This window comes from Paenibacillus pasadenensis, assembly GCF_002864175.1.
GTDB classification, from domain to species: Bacteria; Bacillota; Bacilli; order Paenibacillales; family Paenibacillaceae; genus Paenibacillus_O; species Paenibacillus_O pasadenensis.
This window is the reverse complement of record NZ_NFEZ01000003.1, coordinates 212,375-238,476: the sequence shown is the minus strand read 5'-3', so window position 1 is coordinate 238,476 and position 26,102 is coordinate 212,375. Positions and strand designations below refer to the sequence as shown.

20 protein-coding genes are annotated in these 26,102 nt (G+C 64.7%); 19 read left to right on the top strand and 1 reads right to left on the bottom strand.

What is annotated here, in order from left to right; all coding sequences use genetic code 11:
* The first annotated feature begins 122 nt into the window (after positions 1-122).
* Positions 123-1,376, top strand: a complete 1,254-nt coding sequence (locus B8V81_RS04815) for an MFS transporter (protein ID WP_028597636.1) — start codon at positions 123-125, stop codon at positions 1,374-1,376.
* Between the two features lie 337 nt (positions 1,377-1,713).
* The gene (locus B8V81_RS04810; RefSeq protein ID WP_028597637.1) at positions 1,714-4,443 is read left to right on the top strand and encodes a discoidin domain-containing protein; all 2,730 of its coding nucleotides are present in this window, start codon (positions 1,714-1,716) and stop codon (positions 4,441-4,443) included.
* A 372-nt stretch (positions 4,444-4,815) separates the two neighbouring features.
* Here the strand turns inward: B8V81_RS04810 and B8V81_RS04805 are convergent, their stop codons facing one another.
* Positions 4,816-5,757, bottom strand: a complete 942-nt coding sequence (locus B8V81_RS04805; RefSeq protein WP_028597229.1) for an ArsR/SmtB family transcription factor — start codon at positions 5,755-5,757, stop codon at positions 4,816-4,818.
* A 142-nt stretch (positions 5,758-5,899) separates the two neighbouring features.
* Between B8V81_RS04805 and B8V81_RS04800 the strand changes: the two genes are divergently transcribed.
* The 17 genes from B8V81_RS04800 to araA all read left to right on the top strand — a co-directional run bounded on the left by B8V81_RS04800 (position 5,900) and on the right by araA (position 26,100).
* Positions 5,900-8,698, top strand: a complete 2,799-nt coding sequence (locus tag B8V81_RS04800; protein WP_244912718.1) for a glycoside hydrolase family 2 protein — start codon at positions 5,900-5,902, stop codon at positions 8,696-8,698.
* Positions 8,699-8,813: 115 nt separating this feature from the next.
* A complete protein-coding gene (locus tag B8V81_RS04795) occupies positions 8,814-9,812 on the top strand; it encodes an aldose 1-epimerase (protein WP_101807877.1) in 999 nt (332 codons plus the stop codon).
* Between the two features lie 50 nt (positions 9,813-9,862).
* Complete coding sequence (locus B8V81_RS04790; RefSeq protein ID WP_028597226.1) at positions 9,863-11,320, top strand: glycoside hydrolase family 32 protein; 1,458 nt, start codon at positions 9,863-9,865, stop codon at positions 11,318-11,320.
* A gap of 201 nt (positions 11,321-11,521) precedes the next feature.
* Positions 11,522-12,367: an AAA family ATPase gene (locus B8V81_RS04785; RefSeq protein ID WP_028597225.1), complete on the top strand. Its 846-nt coding sequence runs from the start codon at positions 11,522-11,524 to the stop codon at positions 12,365-12,367.
* 43 nt (positions 12,368-12,410) lie between these two features.
* Entirely contained in the window at positions 12,411-12,680 is a 270-nt protein-coding gene (gene rpsN, locus B8V81_RS04780) for a 30S ribosomal protein S14 (protein ID WP_028597224.1), read from the top strand.
* 4 nt (positions 12,681-12,684) lie between these two features.
* A complete protein-coding gene (locus tag B8V81_RS04775) occupies positions 12,685-13,041 on the top strand; it encodes a DUF3024 domain-containing protein (RefSeq protein WP_052332885.1) in 357 nt (118 codons plus the stop codon).
* Positions 13,042-13,172: 131 nt separating this feature from the next.
* Positions 13,173-13,568 (top strand): large conductance mechanosensitive channel protein MscL, encoded by a 396-nt coding sequence (gene mscL, locus B8V81_RS04770; protein ID WP_028597222.1) that lies wholly within the window; start codon positions 13,173-13,175, stop codon positions 13,566-13,568.
* A gap of 241 nt (positions 13,569-13,809) precedes the next feature.
* The gene (locus B8V81_RS04765; RefSeq protein WP_028597221.1) at positions 13,810-14,907 is read left to right on the top strand and encodes a GntR family transcriptional regulator; all 1,098 of its coding nucleotides are present in this window, start codon (positions 13,810-13,812) and stop codon (positions 14,905-14,907) included.
* A 249-nt stretch (positions 14,908-15,156) separates the two neighbouring features.
* On the top strand, positions 15,157-16,182 hold the full coding sequence (locus B8V81_RS04760) for an iron-siderophore ABC transporter substrate-binding protein (protein ID WP_101807874.1): 1,026 nt from the start codon (positions 15,157-15,159) through the stop codon (positions 16,180-16,182).
* On the top strand, positions 16,179-17,240 hold the full coding sequence (locus B8V81_RS04755) for a FecCD family ABC transporter permease (RefSeq protein WP_043110755.1): 1,062 nt from the start codon (positions 16,179-16,181) through the stop codon (positions 17,238-17,240). The genes B8V81_RS04760 and B8V81_RS04755 overlap by 4 nt, the downstream gene beginning before the upstream one ends.
* Before the next feature lie 56 nt (positions 17,241-17,296).
* Positions 17,297-18,343, top strand: a complete 1,047-nt coding sequence (locus B8V81_RS04750) for a FecCD family ABC transporter permease (RefSeq protein ID WP_101807873.1) — start codon at positions 17,297-17,299, stop codon at positions 18,341-18,343.
* Positions 18,344-18,379: 36 nt separating this feature from the next.
* On the top strand, positions 18,380-19,204 hold the full coding sequence (locus tag B8V81_RS04745; protein WP_101807872.1) for an ABC transporter ATP-binding protein: 825 nt from the start codon (positions 18,380-18,382) through the stop codon (positions 19,202-19,204).
* Between the two features lie 205 nt (positions 19,205-19,409).
* The gene (locus tag B8V81_RS04740) at positions 19,410-20,351 is read left to right on the top strand and encodes a glycoside hydrolase family 43 protein (RefSeq protein ID WP_101807871.1); all 942 of its coding nucleotides are present in this window, start codon (positions 19,410-19,412) and stop codon (positions 20,349-20,351) included.
* 209 nt (positions 20,352-20,560) lie between these two features.
* On the top strand, positions 20,561-21,988 hold the full coding sequence (locus B8V81_RS04735; RefSeq protein WP_101807870.1) for a family 43 glycosylhydrolase: 1,428 nt from the start codon (positions 20,561-20,563) through the stop codon (positions 21,986-21,988).
* A 199-nt stretch (positions 21,989-22,187) separates the two neighbouring features.
* Complete coding sequence (gene araD, locus B8V81_RS04730; RefSeq protein ID WP_101807869.1) at positions 22,188-22,883, top strand: L-ribulose-5-phosphate 4-epimerase; 696 nt, start codon at positions 22,188-22,190, stop codon at positions 22,881-22,883.
* Between the two features lie 12 nt (positions 22,884-22,895).
* Complete coding sequence (locus tag B8V81_RS04725) at positions 22,896-24,599, top strand: ribulokinase (RefSeq protein ID WP_101807868.1); 1,704 nt, start codon at positions 22,896-22,898, stop codon at positions 24,597-24,599.
* 16 nt (positions 24,600-24,615) lie between these two features.
* Positions 24,616-26,100, top strand: a complete 1,485-nt coding sequence (gene araA, locus B8V81_RS04720; protein WP_101807867.1) for an L-arabinose isomerase — start codon at positions 24,616-24,618, stop codon at positions 26,098-26,100.
* The last annotated feature ends 2 nt before the right edge of the window (positions 26,101-26,102 follow it).

The window sequence follows — 26,102 nt, the reverse complement described above, 5'->3', positions numbered from 1 at the left end:
ACAGGGCAGGCGCAGAAAGCGGGACAAATTGGGCAGGCGGTGCTATAATCCGTCCTGACACCAATCCTGCCCGTCCGGCAGAGGGCCGGCGAGCGGCGGGAGAGACGGAAGGAAGAGAAGAAATGGGCTCAAGGCTAAGGTGGAGGCTCCCCGCACGCGCGGTGCTTCCGCCGGAAAGAAGGCTCGGCCGCGACGCGGTCGTCTCGCTGATCATCCACAGCTGCTTCCAGTTCGGAGCGTCGATGTCGGGGCTGTTCCTCAACCTGTATCTGTGGCGGCTGACGGAAAGCCTGGCGGTGAACGGCATGTACAACATCATCAGCTTCGGCATCACGCCGGCGGCCTTCGCGCTCGGCGGCTGGCTCGCCAAGCGCAAGGACCGGATGGTCGCGTACCGGCTCGGCATCGTCATGATCGCGGTCTTCTACCTGCTCGTCGTCATCGCCCAGGAAAACGTCGCCGAGTTCTTCGTGCTCTTCGCCTTGCTGAACGGCATCTCGTCGGGCTTCTACTGGGTCGGCTACCTCGTGCTCCAGTACGACGTCTCGACCGAGGCCAACCGGATCCGCTACCTCGCGTTCAACATGATCTGCTTCAACTCGGCCGGACTCGCCGGGCCTGCGCTCGCGGGCTTCATCATCCGCCGCAGCGAGGGGCTGCAGGGCTATATCGTGATCTTCGCCCTCGCCTTCCTCATGTTCGTCGTCGCGGCGGCCGTCAGCTTCCGCATCCCGTTCAAGCCGGACCGGCACCGGACCTACTACCTGAAGCTGATGGGGCTGCTCATGGGCAAGAACCGGCGCTGGCTGCTGGCGCTGTACGGCTTCCTCGTGTTCGGGCTGTTCCAGGGCGTCATGCTGTTCCTGCCGAACATCCTGCTCTTCCGCACCGTCGGGCGCGAGGACTGGGTCGGATACCTCGGCGTCTTCTTCTCCGCGCTGACGGTCGCCACCGGTTATGTCATCTCCCGCTCCGCTCAAAAGGAACAGGTCCACAAGTACCTGCTGATGTCCTCCAGCGGCGTCACGATCGGAGCGTCGCTGCTGCTCGTCGACGTCTCGCTCTGGTCGGTCGTGCTGTTCATGATGCTGTTCTCGATCTTCAACCCGCTCGCGGTCAACACGCTGACCTCCTACTATTACCGGCTCATCGGCACGCTGCCGCTCAAGGGCAACCTGAGGGTGGAGTCCGTCATCATGCGCGAGCTGTTCCTCAATACGGGGCGGGTCATCTCCATCGGCATCCTGCTGCTCGTCGCCGGCGGCCTCCAGCCTGCCGGCATGGCGCTCGTGCTCGTCGCGATGGCCGGCCTGCAATTCCTGCTGCTGGTGCTGGTCCGCCGCGACGAGCCGGCTGCGGAGCCGGCGGAGGGATGAAGGGCCGCGCCTTCCGACTCGGATGGGCGGATGCAGAGGTTCTCCCGGCCCGTTCGATCCAGCCCGCCTTCGCGCTTTCCGGCGCGAGGGCGGGCTTTTCGAATGCGGCCGGCGGCGCAAACTTCAGCCGTTAGGTTTGTTTTTTCAAGAACTTGGAAAAATCCCATATCCAGCCTATAGGAGGCGATTTATACTGGAAAAGCCATCCGCCCAAGCGGGGGCAGAAGCACCGGCGATACGGAGAGAGAGGAGGCGGCTGACAACCTTTTTGAAAACGATTACAGAAAGACGGCCAGCCTGAAAAAACAAGCAAGGCCAATCCGAAGGAGGATGAAAAATGAAGCGATTGTTCCTGACGGCCGCCGCGGCGATGGCGCTGGGCGGCCTGGCGGCTGGGGCGGCCTCGGCCGCTCCGGTCAGCGACGCCAACACGACGATGTTCGGACCGGACGTCTATGTGTTCGATCCGTCCATGCCGGCGGCGGACATCTCCGCCACGGCGACGTCGATTTTCGGCTTGCTGGAGTCGGCCGAGTTCAGCACGAGCCGCAAGGCGCTGCTGTTCAAGCCGGGCACGTACAACGTCAGCTTCAACGTCGGCTTCTACACGCATGTCGCCGGACTCGGACGCAATCCCGGCGACGTGACGGTGACCGGCGGGGTGAATGTCAATGCCGACTGGGACAACGGCAATGCGACGCGCAACTTTTGGCGCGCGATCGAGAACATGACGCTTGCGCCGGCTAGCGGCAAGACGCAGATCGCCGTCTCCCAGGCCGCGCCGCTGCGCCGCCTGAACGTCAAGGGCGAGCTCGACCTGTTTGACTTCGACTCCAACTGGAATGCCGGCTGGGCGAGCGGCGGCTTCCTCGCCGACTCCAGGGTCGACGGCAAGATCGTGCCTGCGTCGCAGCAGCAGTGGTTTTCCCGCAACAGCGAGTGGGGCGAGTGGACGAACGGCGTCTGGAACATGGTGTTCGTCGGCAGCAAAAACGCGCCGGCCGCCAGCTTTCCCGATCCGCCCTACACGGTCGTGCCGACGACGCCGCTCATCCGCGAGAAGCCTTATCTGTATGTGGACGGAAACGGCCAGTATCAGGTGTTCGTGCCCGCGCTGCAAAGCGGCACGCAGGGCGTCAGCTGGGCGGCCGGCTCGACGCCGGGCCAGTCGATTCCGATCGGACAGTTCTACATCGCGCGTCCTGAAAGCGCTACCGCAGCCGCGCTGAACGCCGCGCTCGCTCAAGGCAAGCATCTGCTGTTCACGCCGGGCATCTATCATCTGAACGATACGATCCGGATCACCTCCGCCAATACGGTCGTGCTCGGCATCGGCATCCCGACGCTCGTGCCGGATACGGGCCTGGCGGCGATGAGCGTCGCCGACGTGGACGGGGTGAAGATCGCCGGGCTCATGTTCGACGCCGGCCCGGCGAGCTCGCCGGTGCTGCTGGAGGTCGGCCCGCAGGGCAGCGCCGCCCGCCACCAGGCCAATCCGACGTCGCTCCATGACCTGACGTTCCGCACTGGCGGAGGATCGAACGGACGCAACGAGGTCAGCCTGCGCATCAACAGCAGCGACGTCATCGGCGACCATTTCTGGATCTGGCGGGCGGACCACGGCGCCGGAGCGGGCTGGACGTCCAACGTCTCCAAGAACGGGCTCGTCGTCAACGGAACCGACGTTACGCTGTACGGCCTGTTCAACGAGCATCACAACGAGTACCAGACGGTGTGGAACGGCAACGGCGGGCGGCTGTACTTCTACCAGTCCGAGATTCCGTACGACGTCCCGAACCAGGCTTCCTGGAAAAGCGGCGGCGGCGCCGTGAACGGCTATGCCTCCTACAAGGTCGGAGACGGCGTGACGAGCCACGAGGCGTGGGGGCTCGGCATCTACTCCTACTTCCGCGACGCGGCCGTCAAGCTGGGCAGCGCCATCGAGGCGCCGAACGCGCCGGGCGTGAAATTCCACAACATGACGACGATCTGGCTCTCCGGCACGGCAGGCAGCGAGATTACGCATATCGTCAACAACATCGGCGGCCGCGTGTACGCCAACACGCCGGCCGAGGCGATGCGCCAGACGCTGACGGAATGGGCCGGCAACGGCTCGGCGACGCCTGCTCCAAGCGCGACTCCGACACCAACGCCGACACCAACGCCGACACCAACGCCGACACCAACGCCGACGGCAACTCCGACACCAACGCCGACGCCGGGAGCGGCGCTGGACCGTACGGGCTGGACGGCGAGCAGCACGCCGTCGAGCGGCGACGCCGCGTCCAACCTGCTGGACGGCAGCATGGCGACGCGCTGGAGCACGGGCACGGCGATGGCGCCGGGGCAGTCGATCACGATCGACATGAAGGCGTCCAAGTCGTTCAGCAAGCTCGTCATGGACTCCACGGGCAGCGACGGCGATTATGCTCGCGGCTATGAAGTGTACGTGTCGGCGGACGGCGCGAGCTGGGGCAGTCCGGTCGCGACGGGCACCGGCAGCGGACCGGTCGTGACGGCCACGTTCGCGTCCCAGACAGCGCGCTATATCAAGATCGTGCAGACCGGCACGGCGAGCAGCTGGTGGTCGATCCGCGAGCTGAACGTGTACGGCACGGCAGGCGGAGGCCCGACGCCGACGCCAAGTCCAACGCCGTCCCCGAGTCCGACGCCGGGAGCGGCGCTGGACCGTACGGGCTGGACGGCGAGCAGCACGCCGTCGAGCGGCGACATCGCGGCCAACCTGCTGGACGGCAGCATGGCGACGCGCTGGAGCACGGGCACGGCGATGGCGCCGGGGCAGTCGATCACGATCGATATGAAGGCATCCAAGACGTTCAGCAAGCTCGTCATGGACTCGACGGGCAGCGACGGAGATTATGCGCGCGGCTATGAAGTGTATGTGTCGGCGGACGGCGCGAGCTGGGGCAGTCCGGTGGCGATGGGCACCGGCAGCGGACCGGTCGTGACGGCCACGTTCGCGCCCCAAACAGCGCGCTATATCAAGATCGTGCAGACCGGCACGGCGAGCAGCTGGTGGTCGATCCGCGAGCTGAACGTGTACTAGCACAACGGGCTTTTCGGCCGGGCGGCCGGAACCAAGGCATAAACCTGCCTTGGATTTGCGAAAACCGGCCGGGTGGCCGGAACCAAGGCATAAACCTGCCTTGGATTTGCGAAAACCGGCCGGGCGGCCGGAACCAAGGCATAAACCTGCCTTGGATTTGCGAAAACCGGCCGGGCGGCCGGAACCAAGGCATAAACCTGCCTTGGATCATCGAAAACCGGCCAGGCGGCCGGAACCAAGGCACAAACCTGCCTTGGATCCGCGAAAACCGGCCGGGCGGCCGTCCCGCCCAACTCAAAGGGGCAGGGTCAAGGTCCATTTTGGACCTTGACCCTGCCCCTTCTCCTTGCCCGGCAAGACCCGACCTGAGCGTCAGCCCTCGTCCGGCCTGACGCGGCGCACAAAGCTCAGCACGAGATCCTGCGCGTAGTCGCCGAAGCCCGTGCCGAACAGATTGAGGCCGCGAGCGTTCGCCGCATCGGCGGCGACGGCCAGCCTGATGCGGATCGGCTCGTTGAACGCAAGCGTCAGGTCGCCGAGCGACAGCTCCGAGCAGCGCTCGCCGTTCAGGAACGAGCCGTCCCGGGTCACCTTCCACTCCGTCAGCCGGCCATACTCGGTATTGCCGCGCCAGCGCTCCGGCGTGAAGCGTCCCTTGCGGTCGCCGAAGTCGCCGGGACTCGTCCAGGTGCCGACCGGCAGGCCGTCGACGAGCATCGTGATGTCGGACGGCCAGTCGTCGCGGAAGCCGGGCGCCTCGGAGCAGAGCTCGGCCGTCAGGACGAGCTCGTCGAGCTCCGCTCCGGGCGGCATCGGATTGGCGAATTCGTACTCCAGGCTGCCGCTGCCGGAGAACCAGAGGATGGCGGCCTCGGCGCGCTCCGGCATATAAAAGACGCGCGGGTCGTCCGGCGACCCGAGTCCGGCTCCTTCCCGAGAGGCCATGCCGCATGGGGCCTGGATGTCGCAGCGGGAATAGAGGCCGATCGGCATGCGGATCTCCTCCACGCGGCGAAGCGCGTCGCCGGAGCGCAGCGGAAGCTCCAGCAGCACGGAGCGGCAGCTCGCCGTGCAGATCTTCTCGCGCCCGCTGCCCTGGCGGCAGGAGACCAGCTCGGCCTGCTCGAGCGCCTGCACGTTGATCGAGATGGTCGGCTGAGCCGCTCCGAGCGCCTCGGCCAGCTGGCTGACGCTCATCGGGCGCTCGCCGAGCGCCTCCAGAATCCGCAGGCGGATGTCGCTCGACAGCGCCTTGGCGACGTCCAGCAGACGGGAGGCGGGATAGCGGATCAGCTCTTGTTTCGGTTCGTTCATGTCAGCCCGTCCTTTGGCGAAATTGGGATGCTTCTAGTCTAGCCGGAATCCTCAATATTGTAAAATAACAATACATATTGCGAAATCATTATGTATGCGCTATGATGAGGGCAATTCCTGCTGGAAAGGTGTGTGTCCGAACGTGCCATCCCTAACCGAAACGAAGCTTGAACAGCCTCGCCCCGAGCATCCCCGCCCCGATTGGGAGCGACGGGACTGGCTGAATCTGAACGGCGAATGGGACTTCCGCTTCGAGGCGGCCGCTGCTCCGACCGCTGCTCCGACCGCTGCTCCGACCGCTGCTCCGGCAGCCTCCGGCCAAGCCGCCGCCGAATCCGAATCCGCCGCGTCCTCCCCCCGCAAGCTGCCGGAGGACGCGGACTTCGACGCCCGCATCACCGTGCCGTTCTCGTGGGCGAGCCCGCTGTCGGGCTGGGGCCGCGACGAGAAAGGCGTCGGCTGGTACCGCCGCGCCGTCCGCTGGAGTCCTGCCGCCGCCGGCTCGCTCGTATTCCTGCGCTTCGGCGCCGTCGACTACGAGTGCGACGTCTGGGTGAACGGTGTCCATGCCGGCTCCCACCGAGGCGGGTACGGCTCGTTCGACCTCGACGTGACGGCTGCCTGGCGGGCGGAGGCGGACAATGAGATCGTCGTGCGCGCCGAGGACCTCGACGGAGCCTGGCAGGCGCGCGGCAAGCAAGGCTACGGCGAGATCCGCGGCATCTGGCAGCCGGTCTGGCTGGAGGGCCGGCCGCTGACGTTCGTGCGGAGCGCCAAGTTCGAGACGGCGATCGACGGCTCGGTCGAAGCCGTGCTGCGCATCGAGGCCGCGCAGGCGGGAGAGGCGCTGCTGCAGCTGGACTTCGGACCGGACGCGTCCGCCAGCGAGCAGCTGCAGCTGGGCGCCGGCGCGAACGAGGCGCGGGTCCGCTTCTCGGTCACGGAGCCGCGGCTGTGGAGCCCGGACGCTCCGCATCTGTACGAAGGCGGGCTGACGCTGACCAGCGTGGCGGGCGAGGACCGCATCGGCACGTATTTCGGCATCCGCGAGATCGGCGCCGAGGCGTTCGGCGAGCGCGGCTATAAGTGGGTCACGCTGAACGGCAAGCCGATCTACCTGAACGGCACGCTCGACCAGTCCTACCACCGGACGGGCTACTTCACGTACCCGTCCGACGAAGAGATGCGCGAGGAGATCTATTTGATGAAGAGGCTCGGCCTCAACTTCGTGCGCATCCACATCAAGCCGGAGGAGCCGCGCAAGCTGTACTGGGCCGACAAGCTCGGCATTCTCGTCATGGAAGACATGCCTTGCTTCTGGGGCAATCCGGACGAGCGGGCGCGCGCCGCGTACGAGAGCGAGGCGCGGGAGACGATCGAGCGCGACTGGAACCATCCGTCGATCTTCTCGTGGGTCATGTTCAACGAGACCTGGGGACTGAAGACGGATGCAGGCGCGGTGTCGACGACGGGGGACGCGGGCCAGCAGCAGCTGTACCTCCCGGAAACCCAGGAGTGGGTGCGCCGCTGCTACCGCTGGGCCAAGGAGCTGGACCCGACCCGTCTTGTCGAGGACAACTCGCCGTGCAACTGGGATCATGTCGAGACCGACCTCAATACGTGGCACTTCTATGTCAACGGGTACGCCAAGCTGCGCGAGCATGTCGAGCATGTCGTCTCGGGCACGCATCCCGGCTCCGAGCTCAACTACATCGGCGGCAACAAGCAGGCGGACGCCCCGCTCATGAACAGCGAGTGCGGCAACGTCTGGGGCATCGAGGGCGGAGCGGGCGACAGCGACCTTGCCTGGCATTACCGCTATATGCTCAACGAGTTCCGCCGCCACGACAAGCTATGCGGCTTCGTCTTCACCGAGTTCCGCGACGTGACGAACGAATTCAACGGCTACTACCGGCTGGACGGCACGTCCAAGGACTTCGGCTATGACGGCGTCATGCCGGGCATGAGCCTGCGCGACCTGCACGCGGCCGACTTCATCGTCGTCGACGAGCCCCCTTGCCGGACGGTGGAGGCCGGCTCCGAGGCCGAGGTGAAGCTGCTCCGCTCCAGCTACAGCGACGCCTATCACGGCCGGACGCTGACGCTGCAGTGGGAGCTGGCCTATGACCGGGACGGGGCGCGGACGATCCGCGAGAGCGGCAAGGCCGAGCTGGGGTGGGACGGCTACGGCGTCGCCGAGCTGCAGCCGCTGCGCGTGACGATGCCGGACGAGGACGCGGTGGCCGTGCTCGGCCTGCGGCTCGTCGACGATAAAGGCGCGGTCGTCAGCCGCAACTTCACGACATTCGACGTCAGAGGAAGGGCCGCCAGCCCGCTCGCCGCATCCGTGCCTGTCGCCGAGACGGCGGAGCGCTCGTTCGAGCCGGATTGGACCGCGATCGGCGGGCAAAAGCTGAACGGCGGCCGCGCAGGCAGCTTCGCCTACGAGATCGCGCTGCCGGACGCGCAGCGGCTGCCGCTGCTGTCGGAGGTGGAGATCCGCTTCGAGGCCAGCGCCAAGCGCCTGCTCGCGCATCATGTGGAGGGACAGAGCCAGGCGGCGAACGTCAACTTCATGCACGGCGACCGCGCCGACGCGCAAAACAACGCCAACACGCACTTCATGACGGGCGAGGAGAAGCATGCCTCGCAGGTCGACGTGCTCGTGGACGGGGAGCAGATCGCGACATTCGTCCTGCCGGACGATCCGGCCGACGCGCGCGGCATCCTCTCCTGGCACTACCAGGAGGCGGACAACCGGCTGGATGAAGCCGGCTCCTACGGCTGGCTGTGCCGGGCCCAGGTGCCGGCGCGGATCGCGGCGAAGCTCGACGCCAGCCGCCGCCTGCGCCTGGAGCTGCGCGCCGCCGAAGGCGGCCTGTCGCTGTACGGCCGCGATGCCGGTCGCTATCCGGTCGCGATCGAGGCGATCTGCCGCTGAGGCGAGGATCGGGCCGCGAAGGGAAGCCGAGGAGTCCGTCCTATGGACGGACTTTTCGCCATGCGGTAAGGTAAGGTGGAGAAGGACACGCGAGTCATGAGGAGGAGCCTGAGACATGAAGCATGAAGCATACGAGGGTACATACCAGGGCGAAAAGGCGGTCTGGCTGCGGTCGGGCAAGTATGAAGCGGCGCTGCTGCCGGAAATCGGCGGCAACCTGATCGCCTTCCGCGACGCGGAGACGGGCAGCCGCTTCCTGCATGAGCCGGCCGAGGACGAGATGGAGGCGTTCAAGGCGCGCCCGATGATCCACGGCATCCCCGTGCTGTTCCCGCCGAACCGCTACGAGGACGGAGCTTTTCCGTGGGAGGGCCGCACGCTCCAGCTGCCGGTCAACGAGCCGGAAACGGGCAACCATCTGCATGGCTTCGTCTACAACATGCCTTGGGAGATCGAGGAGTTCGGCACGACGGCGAGCGGCAGCTACGTCGTCACGTCCATCCGCGTCGACGAGAGCCATCCGAGCTATGCGAGCTTCCCGTTCCGCTATACGATCCGGCTGAAATACGAGCTGGGCGAGCTCGGCCTCGCCCAGCAGGTTCAGGTCGTCAACGAGGGCGACGGCGCGCTGCCTTGCCTGCTCGCGTTCCATACCGCGGTGCGGGCGCCGTTCCATCCCGGCAGCGCGGCATCCGACTGCAAGGTCAAGCTGACGATCGGCGAGCGCTGGGAGCTGGACGGCCGCATGCTGCCGACCTCGCGCCATCAGCCGCTCAGCCCCGAGGAGGAGCAGCTCAAGGGCGAGGGCGTCTATCCGTTCTACGCGGCGATGGACAACCACTACACGGCCGTGCCGCAGCAGGGCCGCAACCGGATGGAGCTGACCGACGCCAAGGCGGGCTTGACGCTCGTCTACGACGTCGGCACGTCCTACAAGCAGTGGATGATCTGGAACAACTTCGCGACGGAGGGCTTCTTCTGTCCCGAGCCGCAGGTCAACCTCGTGAACGCGCCCAAGTCGCCGCTGCCGGCGGAGGAGATCGGCCTGTTCCGCCTGGAGCCCGGCGAGATCTGGGAGGAGCGCGCCCGGCTGTATGTGAAGGCCGCCCGCTAGCGTCCGCTCCGGGCAGGGCAAGCCAATCGGCAATAGAGGAGAGAGGCGACATGTCCGCGCATGATCGGGGCAAGCTCCATTTCTCGGCCAAGGAGAACTGGCTGAACGACCCCAACGGAATGGTTTATTTCGAAGGCGAGTATCATCTTTTCTTCCAGCACCATCCCCATGGCATGACGCATGGACCGATGTACTGGGGCCATGCGGTCAGCCGCGACCTGACGGAGTGGGAGGAGCTGGACATCGCGCTCTTCCCCGACGAGCACGGCATGATCTTCTCCGGCAGCGCGGTCGTCGACTGGAACGACACGACCGGCTTTTTCGGCGGCGAGCCGGGGCTGGTCGCGATCTTCACCCATCACCTCGAGCGCGAGGGACAGCCGGCGCTGCAGACGCAGAGCCTGGCCTACAGCAAGGACAGAGGCAGGACATGGACGAAATACGCCGGCAATCCGGTGCTGAAGCACGACGACTACATCGACTTCCGCGATCCGAAGGTTCTGTGGCATGAGCCGACGTCGCGCTGGGTGATGGCGGTCGCTTGCGGCGACACCGTCTGCTTCTATGCCTCGCCTGACCTGAAGGAGTGGACGTTCGGCAGCGAGTTCGGCGACGGCATCGGCTCCCATGACGGGGTCTGGGAATGCCCGGACCTGTTCGAGCTCGCGGTCGACGGCGATCCGGCCCGCTCCAGATGGGTGCTGCTCGTCAGCATCGGCGATGCTCCCGCTGTGGAGGAAGGCTCGCGCACGCAGTACTTCACCGGCTTCTTCGACGGCGCCTCCTTCGTCCCCGACGCGGCCTCGCAGGCTGTCCGCTGGCTGGACGGAGGGCGCGACAACTATGCGGGCGTAACCTGGTCGGACGTGCCGAAGGAGGACGGGCGGCGGCTGCTGATCGGCTGGATGAGCAATTGGAAATACGCCAACCTGACGCCGACGGAGGGCTTTCGCGGCGCGATGACGCTGCCGAGGGAGCTGGCGCTCGCCTCGACGCCGAGCGGCGACACGCTCGTGCAGCGTCCGGCGAGAGAGCTGGAGCGCGCGCTCGTCCCGCTGCTGGAGCTTGCGGATGCTCCGCTCGCGGCAGCCGCCGAGGCGCTGGCCGCTCTGAGGCTGGACATCTGCCTCATCCGGGCCGTGCTGCCGGCGCAGTCCTCCTTTGTCCTGGAGGTGCGCAAGGGCGCCGCGGAAACGACCGAAATCGGCTTCGACGCGAAGCTTGGACAGCTGTACGTCGATCGGACCCGCTCCGGCCGGAGCGGCTTCCACCCGCAGTTCGCCGGACGGCATGCGGTCGCGGCGGAACCGGCCGACGGCCGGATCGAGCTCGACATCTGGGTGGACCGTACATCGGTCGAGGTGTTCGCTTGCGGTGGACAGGCGGTGCTGACCGACCTGATCTATCCGTCTCCCGGCTCCGACGGCTTCTCGCTGAGCTCCGAGGACCCGGAGCTGCAGCTGCCGTCTCTGCGCGTGTTTGCGCTGGAGCTGCCTGGCCGGGGCTGAGGAGCGGCGGACGAAAAGCTCGTGAAACGAAAAAAGCGCCGCGGACGTCCGGGAACCGAGACGTTCGGCTGGAAAAAGGCTGCCGCTGAGGCGGCCTTTTTGCTGTTGGAATGGAGACGGCCGGAAAGAGCGGTTTGACAAAACCGCTCGCCCGCCTATAATAGTAATTATTACGTTTAGATCCGAAGGAGAATTAGACTCATGAGCAAGTCGTCGGCCTACCGCCTGCCGCGCTCCAAAGGAACCGATACGGCGACGGTGTACAGCCCGAAGGAATGCGCCCGCAGGACGAGGCGCATCGTCTACCAGGAGGACAACCGCCGCATCGTCGAGGAGTTCCTCCGCATTCTGAGCCTGAAGGACAAATTCGCGGAGCATGACGTTCCGATTCCGAACAAGCTGCTGCTGTACGGCCCGCCGGGCACGGGAAAGACGCTGACGGCCTTTGCGATCGCCGCCCGGCTCGAGGTGCCGCTGCTGCTCGTACGGCTCGATTCCATCATCCACAGCCATCTGGGCGAGACGGCGAGCAACATCCGGCGGCTGTTCGACTACGCCCGCTCCCAGCCCTGCGTGCTGTTCCTCGACGAGTTCGACGCCGTGGCGCGCACGCGGGAGAACAACGACGAGGTGAAGGAGATGACGCGCGTCGTCAATACGCTGCTGCAATGCCTCGACGAGTTCGAGGAGGGCAGCGTGTTCATGGCGGCGACGAATCTCGACGGCGATCTCGATGCCGCCATCTGGCGGCGCTTCGATACGAAGCTGAGCTACGCCCACCCCGACGAGCCGGCGCGGCTGCGGTTCGTCGGGCTGCTGATCGGCGACTTCCCGGCCGAGCCCGCCTTGACGGCAAAGGCATCCGATTGGCTGCGCGGCTGCAGCTTCGCCGACATCGAGCAGATCATGCTGAAGGCCAAGCGCAAGGCGATTCTGGCCGACGGGCCGCTCACGGCCGCGCTTGTGCGGGAGGCGGGCGAGGAGTACCAGCCGAGGCGGACGCCGGACCTGGAGGAGGCGCCGGGCGCAAGCGCTCTGGCGCTGTGAGGATTCCTGCTTGAAGATTCTCATTTAAAAGGAGAGAGGCAACATGGCCAAGAAGTCCAAAGTCGTCAAAGAACAGAAACGCAAGGCGCTCGTCGAGAAGTATGCGGAGCGGCGGCGCCAGCTCAAAGCGGAAGGAAATTACGAGGCGCTCGCCAAGCTGCCGCGCGACTCCTCGCCGACGAGGCTGCATAGCCGCTGCGAGATGACCGGCCGCCCGCATGCCTATTTGCGCAAGTTCAAGGTATCGCGGATCGCGTTCCGCGAGCTGGCTTACAAGGGCCAGATTCCCGGCGTCAAAAAAGCGAGCTGGTAGTCCCGTGGCGATCGATCCGTTCACGAGATTCCGGATCAGCCGCATCATGGAGGGCTACGCCGAGCTCAAGGTGCCGCGTCCGCTGCGCGACCAGGTGCGCCTGTCGAGCGAGTGGGACGAGGACTGCTTGACGCTGCTGGAATGGCGGCCCGCCATGCGCGGCAGCAAGCCGCAGTGGGAAGCGCGTCCGATCGCTCGCTTCCGGCATGACGGGCAGCTCTGGGAGGTCCAGCGGCTGGACCGGTCCGGCAAGGCGTGGAGCCGAGTGCCGCATATTTCGCCGGATGCCGACTTCGAGCGTCAGCTGGAGCAGGTGGAGCACGATCCGGACGGCCTGTTCTGGGCGTCGCTCGCCGACTAGCGCCTGCTGGCGCACGGCCCGGCTGCCATCCGCCGCAGGCAGGATCGAAAAGACTCTTTCTCATCGGCCTGGAAAAGGTATACTTGGAAGAGATCCTCAACCAGGACAATTGAAAAGGAGTGGACAACCCCATGTGGAAAGACTTCAAGGCGTTCGCCATGAAGGGCAACATCATGGAGCTGGCGATCGCCGTCATCATCGGAGCCGCCTTCGGCAAGATGGTCAGCTCGCTCGTCGCCGACATCGTCACGCCGCTGCTCGGCATCGTGCTCGGCGGCATCAACGTCTCGGGGCTAGAAGTCACCGTCGGAGATACGGTGCTGACGTACGGCCTGTTCCTGCAGTCGATCATCGACTTCTTCATCGTCTCGTTCTCGATCTTCCTGTTCATCCGCCTGCTCGGCAAGCTCAAGCGCAAGGAGAAGGTGGAGGAAGGACCGGCCGAGAAGGAGATCGTGCTGACCGGCGAGGAGAAGCTGCTCATCGAGATCCGCGACCTGCTCAAGGAGCAGGCGAACCGCCCTTAGGCGCACTTGCCCCAGTCCCAGCCTGATAGCTTGGCCCGAAAACCGCTCCTGCGCGCGAGGAGCGGTTTTTTGGCGCGTCGCGGCCCTGTCGCCCCGGCTCTGACCCGCCTCGGCCTTGCAGCGAGGCGCTTCCGTCCACGCGTGTCCGCCCCAACCCCATCCCCGCCCTTCCGTCTCCGACATGTCCGTACAAGCTTGCATGTGGTATACTGGTCGGTAGCTTGATGGACGGGGTGCAGGCATGGAAGACAGACAACCGAAATACCGCTTGCTGAAGCAGCAGATCGAAGGCTGGCTGCGAGCGGAAAAATACCGGGCGGACGAGCAGCTGCCGTCCGAGAACGAGCTGGCGGCCCAGTTCGGGCTGAGCCGCCAGACGGTGCGCCAGACGATCGGCGAGCTGGTCAGCGAAGGGCTGCTCTACCGCGTGCACGGCAAAGGCACGTTCGCGAGCCCGTCGGCTCGTCCGGGAGCGGGCGGCGGCACGGCCGTCGGCATGATTACGACGTACATCTCGGACTATATCTTCCCGCATATCGTACGGGGAGCGGAGGCCGAGCTGAGGAGCCGCGGCTGCGGGCTGCTACTGTCGAGCACGGACAACAGCAAGCAGGCGGAGCGCCAAGGGCTCGAGCGGATGCTCGCCCATCCGGTCAAGGGGCTGATCGTCGAGCCGACCCGCAGCGCCCAGGGCAACACGAACCTGGATCTGTACGTGCGGCTCCAGCTCGACGGCATCCCGCTCGTCATGATCAACGAGCGCTACCCGGATCTGGACTGCCCCTGCGTCAAGGTGGACGACGAGGCCGGCGGCTACGCCGCCGCCGCCCATCTGCTCCGGCTCGGCCACACGCGTCTGGCCGGCCTGTTCAAGACCGACGACATGCAAGGAACGCGGCGCCTGCAGGGCATGCTGCGCGCCTGCCGCGAGCATGGCCTGACGCCGGAGCCGGACCGGCTCGTGCTCTATGCCTCTGAGGACAAGGCGAGCAAGCCTGCGGCCGCCGCGAAGCGGCTGCTGGAGCTGCCGCAGGGCGAGCGCCCGACGGCGCTCGTCTGCTACAACGACGAGCTCGCCGTGCAGCTCGTCGACCTTGCGAGCGGCCTCGGCCTGTCCGTTCCGGACGAGCTGTCGGTCGTCGGCTTCGACGACTCGCAGCTCGCGCTCGCCGGCTCGGTCAAGCTGACGACGCTGTCGCATCCGAAGTCCGAGCTCGGGGCGCGAGCCGCGCGGCTGCTGCTCGACCTGGCCGACGGCCAGCCGGCTCCGCCCCAGGAGCAGCTCATTTATGCCCCGGAGCTGATCGAGCGCGGCTCGACGGCTCCGTGGAACGGCTAATCCATTGCTTTTTGCTGCGCGGCTCGATTTATTTTTTTATTCGCATCGTTTTGCAGAGGCGTGAACCAAAAAATAAATCGAGTTGCAGCATCAATAATACGAAAAACAATATACTTTCGATTATTCCCATAAATTTCATCCCCATTTTCGCCTCATTTATCCCCTCGTCCTTGCTTGACAAAGGAAAGTAAATTGAATATCCTTGACGATAATGATTCTCAATCGCATAGACAAGAAAAGGGGATATTCATGTTCAACTTGACTAAACGGCTCGGCGGCGTTTCGCTCGCCACGGCAATCGTCATCGGTCTGATGGGCTGCTCGGGAGCCAACAATAACGGAGCGGACAGCTCCAATTCGACCAATGCCAATCCAAGTCCGTCGCCTGCCGCGACGGAATCGTTCAACGCCAGCATCGACACCAAATTCGGCCAGGTGACGATCGCCGAAGAGCCGAAGCGCGTCGTCGCGCTCGGCTGGGGCGATGCGGAGACGGCGCTCAGCCTTGGCGTGCAGCCGGTCGGCGCAAGCGATTGGCTCGCCTTCGGCGGAGACGGAGTCGGCCCATGGCTGGAGGGAGCCTATGCGGAAGCTCCGACGATCCTCGGCACGATGGAGCTTGACTACGAGAAGATCGCCGCGCTCGAGCCCGATCTGATTCTGGACGTGAAGTCCTCCGGCGACGAAGAGCGCTACAAGCGCCTGTCCGAGATCGCGACGACGGTCGGCGTTCCGGCAGACGGAGACAACTATTTGACGTCCGCGAGCGAGCAGGTCGACATGATCGCCAAAGCGCTGGGCAAGGAAGAAGAAGGCGCGGCGCTGCTCAAGCAAGTCGACGACGCCTTTGCAAAAGCGGCTGCGGCCTATCCGGAATTCGCCGGCAAGTCCATTGTCGTCGGAGCTTATTCCTCCGACGGGTTCGGCGCTTACGTCAAGGGCGATGCTCGGGTCGACTTCATGGAACGGCTCGGATTCAAGAACAAGGCCGAGGTCGAGCAAAAGGCCGACGGAAACTTCTATGTGAAGGTTTCGGACGAGCAGCTCGACCTGCTGGATGCGGACGTGACGGTCGTCATGCCGATCTGGGTCGATCCAAAGGAAATTACGGACAACAAGCTGTTCCAGAAAATTCCTTCCGTCGTAGACGGCCGAGCCATCATTCTGGATGAGAACACATCCAATGCCTTCTCTACCGGCACGATTCCGTCCCTGCTGTGGACGATCGAGAATTTGCCGAAGCAGATTCAAGCCATCGCTAAAACCGGAGCGTGAGAACGTTGGCCAAGCAGCCCAAGCATGATCAGGCTCGAACTCGACCTGTCGGGTCCTTGCGATCCAAAAGGATAACGGGGTTCATCATCGCGCTCCTCCTGCTTGCGGCTGCCGTGTGCCTTAGCTTGATGATCGGAGCGAAGCGGCTTTCCATCGAGACGGTTTTCCAGGCGCTGCTTTCCAGCAGCGACACGTATGAGCATCGGGTCATTCTGGACTCCCGGCTGCCGCGCACGCTGCTCGCGCTCGCGGTCGGTCCTGCGTTTGGACTCGCGGGAGCGCTCATCCAGGCTTTGACCCGAAATCCATTGGCTGACCCCGGCATTCTTGGCGTGAGTGCAGGGGCAGCCTTTGCTGTTGCTGTGGGGGTCGGCGTCTTTTCGATCGGCACGGTGACGGGATATGTGGGCTTCGCGCTTGCCGGCGCGTTCGCGGCGACGGTCCTCGTGTATTTCATCGGCGGAGGCGCGGGCAAAAGCTCTCCGACGCCCGTCCAGCTGACGCTGGCGGGGGTCGCGATCGGAGCGGTCTTGAGCGGATTTACGACCTCCATGACGCTTTTGAACAGCAAGGAGTTCGAGCGCATGCTGAACTGGACCGTCGGTTCGCTCGCCCGGGCGAGCCTGGCCGACATCTGGCCCGTGCTGCCGATCCTGCTGGTCGGCGCCGGGCTGGCGTTGGCCCTCGCTCCCGCCTTGAACGCGATTGCCTTCGGCGAAGACCGGGCAGCCTCGCTGGGCGTCAACGTCATCCTGATCCGCGGCATCGGCCTGGTCGCCGTCACGCTGCTTGCCGGCGGAGCGACGGCGATCGCCGGCCCGATCGGCTTTCTCGGCCTCATGGTCCCCCATTGCATCCGCTGGTTCGTCGGACCGAGCCAGCCCTGGATATTCATCTACTCGCTCGCCGTCGCTCCGCTGCTGCTATTGATCGCCGACATGATCGGAAGAATCGTGCTTCTGCCGAGCGAGGTGCCCGTAGGCATCATCATGGGCTTCATCGGCGCGCCGATCCTGATCCTCCTTGTCCGTCGCCGCGCCGCCAGCAAGCTGTCTTGAATGGAACGAAGTTTGGAAGCAAACGCTATTTTCTAAAAGGTGGAGGAGTGGCTGCAATGACTCCCGTTCCGTTCGGCAGGCGGTACATACGAATCAAAAAGGGGATCCAGCTTCGGATCGATGCGAGGAGCCTGGCCGTGACGGCCGTGCTCGTCTCCATGACCTTGGCGCTGGCGGTCGCCGGACTGATGATGGGCTCCTTGCGGCTCAGCGTGGCGGAAGTTTGGGCCGCGTTGAACGGGGAAGGAACCAAAATGGCACGGACGATCGTCGTCGAGTGGAGGCTGCCGCGCGTGCTGGCGGCGATCGTCTTCGGCGCCGGGCTGGCCGTCAGCGGCGCTATTTTCCAGTCGATGACGCGGAACCCGCTCGGATCGCCGGACATCATCGGGTTTACTTCCGGCTCGTATACAGGTGCTCTTGTCGCCATGCTCATCGTCGGCTCCACGTCGTTTGCAGGAATCGCGGCGGGCGCGCTGATCGGCGGCCTGGCGACGGCCGTCCTCATTTATTCCTTGGCCTTCCGCAAAGGGACGCAGGGCTTCCGGCTGATCATCGTCGGCGTCGCCATCTCCACGATTCTGAGCAGCTTGAATTCAATGCTGCTGCTGCGCAGCAAGGCAGAGGTCGCGCTCACGGCCGCGGCCTGGGGCGCAGGCTCGCTTAACGGCATCAGCTGGGCCCAGTCCGCTGGAAGCCTGATCGTCGTCGCCGCGCTGCTGCTGGCGGCTATGGCCATGATCCGTCCGCTGCAGGCGATGGAGCTTGGCGAGGACGCGGCTAAAGCCCGCGGCGTCCGCGTGGAGCGCTCGCGCCTCGTCCTCATCCTGCTGGCTGTCGTCCTGACCGCCGCTCCGACGGCTGTCATGGGGCCGGTCAGCTTCATCGCCCTGGCGGCGCCTCAAATCGCGCTGCGGCTGACTAAATCGCTGCATAGCTTCGCTCCGGCGGCGGCGATGGGCGCGTTCATCCTGCTGAGCGCGGATCTGGCCGCGCAGCGGCTTGTGCCGGGCGTCCTGCTTCCGGTCGGAGTCGTCACGCTGACGATAGGCGGCTTGTACCTCGTAGGCATATTGTTCAGGCAAGCGCGGTCGGCCTTGTAGCCGACCCATCGGCCTGGAAAGGAACGGAACCCTGACATGACAAGATCCGTGGATGGCAGCCGGCAAGCGAGTAGCTCCGAGCCGGCGTCGAGGCTTTGGACGGAAGACATTACGATCCGCTATGACGACCGCATCATCTCGCAGAACCTTTCCGTGACCATACCGGACGGCTCCTATACGGTCATCGTCGGACCGAACGCATGCGGAAAATCGACGCTGCTGCGGACGCTGGCCAAGCTCATCAAGCCTGCCGCCGGGCAGGTCTTGCTGGACGGCAAAGACATCTCCGCCTACAAGTCCAAGCAAGCGGCGCGCAAGCTCGGCCTGCTGCCGCAATCGTCGACCGCGCCGGACGGCATCACAGTGGCCAATCTGGTCGCGCACGGACGCTACCCGCATCAAAGCTTCATCCGGCAATGGACCGACGAGGACGAAGAAGCGGTCGTCGACGCGATGCGGCTGACCGATACGAGCGAGCTTGCGCAGCGCTTCGTCGATGAGCTCTCCGGCGGCCAGCGCCAGCGCGTCTGGGTCGCCATGGCGATCGCGCAGCAGACGCCGCTGCTGCTGCTCGACGAGCCGACGACCTATTTGGACATCGCCCATCAGATCGACCTGCTCGAGCTGTTCAAGGACCTGAACGGGCAAGGCCGAACGATCGTCGCCGTCCTGCATGACCTGAACCATGCGGCGCGATATGCGACTCACCTCATCGCGATGAAGGATGGCCAAGTCGTCGCGCAAGGGAATCCGAGCGAGATCATGACGGAGCGGCTGGTCGAAGACGTCTTTGGCCTGAAGTGCAGAATCATCGACGATCCGGTATCGCATACGCCGCTTGTCGTCCCGCTCGGCAGGTGACGTCCGAGCAGCGCAGGCCGCAGCGGCCGCGCCATGAGCCGCATCCAACTGCGAGACAGCCCCTTCTTTTGCGAGAAGGGGCTGTTTTTTTCTTTGCCGGAAGTTGACGCATGAACGCGGCATCGTACAAGATGGATGGAGCGCTCGGATTCCAGTTCTGGAATCGATTTCGCAGCGGATGCGCATGATGAAGGGGGAGCCGGACATGACGGAGGCTTATTTGTTCGTTCATTTCAAGGAAAAGGAAACGCCGGACGGAGAACAGGTGTACTTCGGCCTCAGCAAGGACGGGTTCCGCTGGGAGCAGGTGAACGGCGGCAGGCCGGTGCTCGAAAGCGTGCTCGGAGAAAAGGGCGTCCGCGACCATACGATCGTCCGTACCCGCGAAGGCGGCTTCTGCATCCTGGCGACGGATCTCAGCCTCGCGAACAGCTTCCACGGCAAGTACAAGGGCGACTGGGGCAACATCGGCATCGACGGAAGCAAATGCCTCTCCCTATGGAAGTCGAGCGACCTGATCCACTGGTCCGAGCAGCGGCTGTTTCCGCTTGGCGACGACTCGTTCGGCTGCCTGTGGGCGCCGGACATCGTCCATGACGAGCGGAGCGGCGACTATATCGTCCACTGGTCGTCCTCGCACGCGTCCAACGGTTACGGGCCGAAAGCGATCTACTATTCCCGCACGCGCGACTTCGAGCAGTTCAGCCAGCCCGAATTGCTGTGCCGCAAGGAAGACAGCGGCATCATCGACTCGGCGATCTACGTGGAGGACGGGAGCTTTTATCGGTTCTTGAAAAGCGAGGCCAATCCGGCCGCGATCGTGCTGGAGAAGGGAACGGCGGTCGCCGGAGACGATTATGTCCGCGTCGAAGCCTTCGACGCAGAGATGGCCAAGCTCGAGCAGGGCGTCTACGAGGCTCCGACCGCTTTCCGCCTGCCGGATGGCAGATGGTGCCTGATGCTGGATTTCTACGGCGTGCAGGGCGAAGGACAAGGCTATGTGCCGTTTGTCGCCGAATCGCTCGCGAGCGGAAGGTTCATCCGTTCCGACGAGCTGTTCAGCTTTCCGTACGGATTCAAGCACGGCACGGTGCTTCCGATCTCGACCGAGGAATACGATCGGATCAAAGCCCGCTTCGGCGGCTGAATGTCGTGGCGACGGGGGGGGGCGCTCCGTATCGCGCTGCAGCAGCCCTCCTGTACGATTTGGCATTTTTGCATATTGTTGAGAATTGTTCACTGCCCCTAACGGCCGTTTGTCCATCTTCTTGCTCTTTGTTCACTAGTCCAGACGTGGCGCAATTGGTATACCTAAAAGAGGAAGCGCTTCCAAATTGACGTGAAGAAAGAGGGAGAATGATGAAAAGCTGGCTCAAGCTCATTCTGTTGCTCGCCTTGATCGTCCCATGCCTGACGCTGCAGCTGCCAAAAGAAGCGAGCGCCGCGGTCCAGACGATCGCGAACGGCACGCCGTGGAAGGATGTGAACAACGCCTCGTTCCAAGCCCATGCCGGCTCCATCCTGCAGGTCGGCTCGACCTACTACTGGTATGGAGAGGACAAGATCCACAACAGCGCGAACTTCAAGGCCGTCACGGTGTACTCCTCCACGAACCTGAAAAACTGGACATGGCGCAGCTACGCCCTGACGACGGCATCCAGTCCGGAGCTGGCGTCCGCCAAGATCGAGCGTCCCAAAGTCATCTATAACGAGGCGACGAATAAGTACGTGCTGTGGGCCCACTACGAGGACGGCAACGGCTACACGCTGGCTCGCGTCGCGGTCGCTTCCTCCTCTTCCCCGATAGGACCGTTCACCTACCATGGCAGCTTCCGGCCCAACAGCAAGGAATCGCGCGACATGACGATTTTCAAGGACACGGATGGACAAGCCTATCTGTTCTCCTCCTCCGACAACAACTACAACCTGCGCCTGTACAAGCTGACGCCGGATTATCTGGGCATCGCGCAAGAGATGAACATGATCTATGAAGGCGATCATCGCGAGGCTCCGGCCATCGTCAAAAAAGGCTCGCTCTACTACCTCATCACGTCGGGCGCGACGGGCTGGTACCCGAACCAGGCGATGTACTCCACCGCGACGAGCCTGAACGGGCCTTGGTCGGCCTTGCAGCCGATCGGAGATCCGTCCACGTTCTACACCCAGCCGGCCTTCATCTTCACGATCCAGGGCTCCAGCGGCTCCAACGCGATCTATGTCGGCGACCGCTGGAATCCGAGCGCGCTTGGCGATTCCAGATACGTCTGGCTGCCGCTCGTGCTGAACGGGACGAGCGCCTCGCTGACGTACTCGGATCAGATCCAGGTGGACGCGGACACGGGCTTCGTCGCCGGAGTCAACAACGGGACGCTGCTCTCTCAAGGCAAGCCGGCGACCGCGCAGACCGCGCAGGCCGCCTATCCGGCGAGCCGCGCCAATGACGGCAATTACCAGACGGGCTGGGTGGCGACGGGAGTGACGTGGCCGCACTGGTGGCAAGTCGATCTCGGCGCGGTCAAAAGCATCAAGAACGTGCAGATTTCATGGTACATGTACAAAGGCTCCGAAGCGTTCTACAAGTACAAGATCGAGACGAGCAGCGACAACGTCAACTGGACCGTCGCTCTGGACCGGACGGGGAATACGACGTACGGCTTCACTTCGGACTCGCTGACGGCGACAGCCCGCTACGTCCGCATCAACATGGTCGACGCCGATTTGTGGAACAATCCCGGCAACTGGTACACGCCGCAGCTGTGGGAGGTCAAGGTTTTCGGCACTTAACCGTTACCCGTAACCGTAGGCCAATATCGAAGCGTCGGCCGGGAGCCTCGCGCTCGGAACGAGGCTCCCGGCGACAAGAAAGGACGGCGAAAGCCGTCCTTTCTTGTACATACCACTATGCAGCAATAAAAAAGATCTTCCCAACATGTACATACAAGTTTATACTAAGGGCATATTCATGCGAAGGGAGCATGCAGGCATGCTGGAGCAGCTGAAGCAAGAGGTGCTGGAAGCGAACCTCGACTTGCCGCGCCACGGGCTGGTCACGTTTACATGGGGCAACGTAAGCGGCATCGACCGGGAGACCGGACTTGTCGTCATCAAGCCGAGCGGAATCGCCTACAGCGACATGTTGGCCGAGGACATGGTCGTCGTCGACCGCAAGGGGGCCGTCGTGGAGGGCAAGTGGAAGCCGTCCTCGGATACGGCGACCCATCTGGTATTGTACGAGGCGTTTCCCGGCATCGGCGGCATCGTCCATACGCATTCGCCGTGGGCGACCTCGTGGGCGCAGGCCGGACGTCCGATTCCGGCGCTCGGCACGACGCACGCGGATTATTTCTACGGAGAGATCCCGTGCACGCGTCCGATGCGGGATGAGGAGATCGCAGGCGCTTATGAGGAGGAAACGGGCCGCGTGATCGTGGAGACGTTCGCACGGCGCGAGCCGGACGACATCCCGGGCGTGCTCGTCCACGCCCACGCGCCGTTCGTGTGGGGCAAGACGCCGGCCAAGGCGGTGCATAACGCGGTCGTGCTGGAGGAGGTCGCCAAGATGGCGTACCATACGTTCCAGCTCCGCCCCGAGGCGCAGCCGATGGCGGCCAGCCTGCTCGACCGGCATTACCTGCGCAAGCACGGCGCGGGCGCTTATTACGGACAGACCACGACCTAGGAGGAGATCAGGATGGCCAAGTATGCAATCGGCGTCGATTACGGCACGCAGTCCGGACGCGCCGTGCTGGTGAATCTGGCGAACGGGGCGGAGATCGCGGATCATGTGACGCCCTATCCGCATCATGTAATCGACCGCAAGCTGCCCGGAACGGGCCAGATGCTGGAGGACGACTGGGCGCTGCAGCATCCAGGCGACTACATCGCCGTGCTCGAGCGCTCGATCCCGGAAGTGCTGCGGCAGTCCGGCATCGATCCGGCCGAGGTGATCGGCATCGGCATCGACTTCACGGCCTGCACGATGCTGCCGGTCGACGAGAGCGGCACGCCGCTCTGCCTGCTGCCGGCGCATAGCGCCGACCCGCACAGCTGGGTCAAGCTGTGGAAGCATCATGCCGCGCAGGACGAGGCGAACCGGCTCAACGAGATCGCGGCCGAGCGCGGAGAGCGCTGGCTGGCCCGCTACGGCGGCAAGATCTCCTCGGAATGGATGTTCGCCAAGATCTGGCAGATCCTCGACGAGGCTCCGCATATTTACGAAGAGACGGACCTGTTCCTGGAGGCGACCGACTGGGTCATCTCGCAGCTGACGGGCGTGACGCTGCGCAACAGCTGCACGGCGGGCTACAAGTCGATCTGGCACAAGCAGGACGGCTATCCGAGCGGGGATTTCCTGAAAGCGCTTGATCCGAGGCTGGAGCGGCTGGCGGAAACGAAGCTGCGCGGCGACATCGTGCCGCTCGGCACGCGCGCCGGCGGCCTCACGCCGGAGATGGCGGAGCGCACCGGCCTGCGGGCGGGCATCGCGGTCGCGGTCGGCAACGTCGACGCCCATGCGGCCGTGCCGGCGGTCGGCGTCGTGACGCCGGGCAAGCTCGTCATGGCGATGGGCACGTCGATCTGCCACATGCTGCTCGGCACGGAGGAGCGCGAGGTGGAGGGCATGTGCGGCGTCGTCGAGGACGGCATCATCCCGGGCTACTACGGGTATGAGGCGGGCCAGTCGGCGGTCGGCGACATTTTCGAGTGGTATGTGACCGAGGGCGTGCCGGCCTATGTGCGCGAGGCGGCGGACAACGCGGGCGTCGGCGTGCACGAGTGGCTCGAGGCGGAGGCGTCCAGGTCCCGTCCGGGCGAATCCGGCCTGCTCGCGCTCGACTGGTGGAACGGCAACCGATCCGTGCTCGTCGACACCGACCTGACCGGCGTGCTGCTCGGCTATTCGCTGCAGACGCGCCCCGAGGAGATCTACCGCGCGCTGCTCGAGGCGACGGCCTACGGCACGCGCAAGATCGTCGACGCCTTCCACGGCAGCGGCGTGCCGGTCGACGTGCTGTACGCCTGCGGCGGCCTGCCGCAGAAAAACCGCCTGCTCATGCAGATCTACGCCGACGTGACCGGGCGCGAGATCCGCATCGCCGACTCGCGGCAGACGCCGGCGCTCGGCGCGGCGATGTTCGCCGCGGTCGCGGCCGGCGAGGAGGCGGGCGGCTACGCGACGATCGTCGAAGCCGCCGCCGCGATGGCGCGGGTCAAGGAAGAGAGCTATCATCCGATTCCGGAAAATCAAGCCGTCTACGAGCGCCTGTACGAGGAGTACAGCAAGCTGCACGACTATTTCGGCCGCGGCGCGAACCCGGTCATGAAGACGCTCAAGTCGATCCGCGAGACCGCAAAATCGGCGGCTCATGCGGAAGCATCCCCAACCACCAACTGAAAGCGAGGCTGACACTATGCCCACTGTACCCGCCTATCAATTTTGGTTCCTGACCGGCAGCCAGCATCTTTACGGTCCCGAGACGCTGCAGGAGGTCGCCGCGAACGCCGCTGCGATCGTCCGCCATATGAACGAAGAAGGAGGACTGCCGTACGAGGTGTCGCTGCGCCCGGTCGTCAAGACGCCGGACGAGATCCGCCAGGCGCTCGTCAGCGCAAGCGCGGACCCGCTCTGCGCGGGCGTCATCACCTGGATGCATACGTTCTCTCCGAGCAAGATGTGGATCGGCGGCCTGAGCGCGCTGACCAAGCCGCTGCTGCATCTGGCGACGCAGTTCAGCCGCGACATCCCGTGGGATGAGATCGACATGGACTATATGAATACGAACCAGTCGGCGCACGGCGACCGCGAGCACGGCTTCATCACCGCCCGCATGAACGTGCCGCGCAAGATCGTGTTCGGCCACTGGCAGGACGCGGCGGTGCTGAGCCAGCTCGGCGGCTGGCAGCGCACGGCGGCGGCGCTGGCCGAGAGCCGCTCGCTCAAGGTTGTCCGCTTCGGCGACAACATGCGCCAGGTCGCGGTCACCGAGGGCGACAAGGTCGAGGCGGAGATCAAGTTCGGCTGGTCGGTCAACACGTACGGCGTCGGCGATCTGGCTCAGCGCGTAGAGGCCGTGACGGCGGAGCAGGTCGAGGAGCTGATGGCTCTCTACGCGGAGCGCTATGAAATCGTCGCTCCGGGGCCGGAGCAGCGCGAGGCGATCGCCTACCAGGCGCGGCTGGAGCTGGCGATCCGCTCCTTCCTCGAGAAAGGCGGCTTCACGGCGTTCACGACGACGTTCGAGGATCTGCACGGCCTGCGCCAGCTGCCGGGCCTCGCGGTGCAGCGCCTCATGGAGGACGGCTACGGCTTTGCGGGCGAAGGCGACTGGAAGACGGCCGCGCTCGTGCGCCTCATGAAGGTGATGGCGGGCAACGAAGGCACCTCGTTCATGGAGGACTACACCTACCATCTCGAGCCGGGCAACGAGCTGGTGCTCGGCGCGCATATGCTGGAGATCTGCCCGACGATCGCGGCCGACAAGCCGCGTCTGGAGGTGCATCCGCTCGGCATCGGCGGCAAGGAGGACCCGGCGCGCATGGTGTTCAACGGCCGCGCCGGCGAAGCGCTCAACGCGACGATCGTCGATCTCGGCGGACGGTTCCGTCTCGTCGTGAACGAGGTCGAGGCGGTCGAGGTCAGCAAGCCGCTGCCGAAGCTGCCGGTCGCGCGCGTGCTGTGGAAGGTGCTGCCGACGCTCAAGGACGGGGTCGAGGGCTGGATCGCAGCCGGCGGCGCGCATCATACCGGCTTCTCGTACGTCGTGAAGACGGAGCAGCTGCTCGACTTCGCGGAGATGGCGGGCATCGAGGCGGTCGTCATCGGCCGCGGCACCGATCCGGGGCGCCTGCGCCAGGAGCTGCGCTGGAGCGACCTGGCCTGGCGGCTCGGCCGCTAGGC